Source organism: Bradyrhizobium sp. Ken51 (assembly GCF_055807435.1).
Window position 1 is genome coordinate 1 of sequence record NZ_JBVVPB010000105.1, and the last position, 1,810, is coordinate 1,810.

The 1,810-nt window shown below is 58.7% G+C and carries 1 protein-coding gene; it reads right to left on the reverse strand.

The annotated features are described in order from the left end of the window. Positions 1 to 1,024: 1,024 nt before the first annotated feature. Positions 1,025 to 1,525, reverse strand: a complete 501-nt coding sequence (locus AC0L27_RS40975; RefSeq protein WP_473323762.1) for a hypothetical protein — start codon at positions 1,523 to 1,525, stop codon at positions 1,025 to 1,027. Positions 1,526 to 1,810 lie beyond the last annotated feature (285 nt).

Genomic DNA, 1,810 nt, shown 5'->3' on the forward strand with positions numbered 1-1,810 from the left:
GCTGGCAGACGAACAGAAAGCAGCAATCGCGAAAATCATCTCCGATGACGGTCTTACTCGCTGGGCCAAGGGTTGAGGTCAGCCGCACAGTGCCTCTGCCAGGCGTTTCCGCGTTTTTGAGCCAAGGATAGATATGTGCATCGCCTGGAAAATGGACAGGGACCGAGCCTTCGCCCGAGCGAATGCATTGTCCTATGCGCGGCCAGATATGCGTTCAGTCGCTGCTCTGCGGCTGCCAATCGCATAACGGAGCAGCTATAGGCCGGCTTTAGCGGCATCCACCATGATGGTGACGATCCTAGAATCCTAGGGCAAAATCGGGGGGAGCAGAAGGGGCCGCGAGAGCGGCTTCAGGGTCAGAACCTACCCTGTAAGAAAGTCATCTCCCAATCTAAGTAGCGACGAGCCCAAGTGGAAAAGGAGTGCGGAGATGAGCTTGGATGGATCATCCTCGGGTTGGCCTCCTTGGCAGCTCGCCTCCGAGGGCCGCGCCATCTTGCTTTGATCTTAGTCTGACCTGGCGGCGTGACACAGAGCCCGAAGGGCGCGGCATCTTAGCTGGCCACATAGGGCGGGTACTTCGTTCGCCGCTTACGCCGAAATGGGCCGGGGTGAGCGAAGCGCGGATCCCGTCCGAGTTGCTTCAGGGAGGCGGTGCGCGAGCGTAAACTTGCACGTTGTTTCGATACGCCGCACAGGGGCATCTGGAAGCGACGTGAAATCAGCGCCGCCTCACGGCCTGATACCAGCTTTATCGTCAAGCTATGACGAGATGGATTCGAGTTCTCCTGGTACGGCGGCACCCGCTGCTACGTTCACCGCAACGCACGATCGGCTACGCGACCGTGACCAGCTCTGCCGATCGCCCCATCACTCCACTCCACCTAAGCACAGCGGACAAATCCGAGCCTCAAGTTCCCGGGAATGTTCAGTGGCAGGTCGCCTGTCAGGCGAGAGCGATGCGCTATGCCACACCCCGACGTCCCGGCCTTAAGCTCCTTCTAAACGACAGCTGTATCGAGATCTAGCCCAAGAGCGTCGTCGAGCGGGCAGTCCACCCGCAAAGCTTCGCAGAAAACATGCGCTCCTTGCGGGCAGTCATGGCGGTGGCCCAGCGTATCCGTCCGGTCGAGCTTTCAATTACCCACAAATCTCCTCCGACCATGGCGCCCAGCGCGACATCGGTGAGGCGTGACAGCCCGCGCCATATGACGTATTGCCGGGCGGGGGCGCTGGCGCGGGCGAGATGACCGCCGAGCCGGGCGATCTTGATCAGATAGTGCGAGAGCGTTTTCTGTCTTACTTTTGGCCTGTCCTTGACGAGACGCTCGAGCACGCCAATTTCAGTCGCAGTCAACGCGAGGGTTGGCGGCGCGTCCGGGGCTGAACGGTTTAGCATTGTCATCCAGAAGACCCGCCAACTCAGGATGAGATTGGTCAGGCGCTGGGCGGTCCTGAGCTTTGACTCCTCAGCTTTGCAACTTGATTTGAGGATCTTCTGGAATACCTCTATCTTCCATCGCAACGCATACCATTCGAGTTTCTCGATGGCGTCGTCGCGGCAACCAACAGGCTGATTTGTGATCAGCTTTCACTCAATTGTCTTTCTTTTCTTCGGCGTCACGCGCTCTTCGGCGTGGATTACCGTTAGGTTAACGCGGGATAGCGCTTCTGCTCTCCGATCGGCGGCAGGACGCGAATCGTGCGATCTGATCCCGAAGGCCGCTTCATCCGAATTGTCGTTGTTGTCTCTGATGTGGATGCGATGCCGTCCCTAGACGGCGACTTCGGCCCTTTCGTTAGGAAGCGT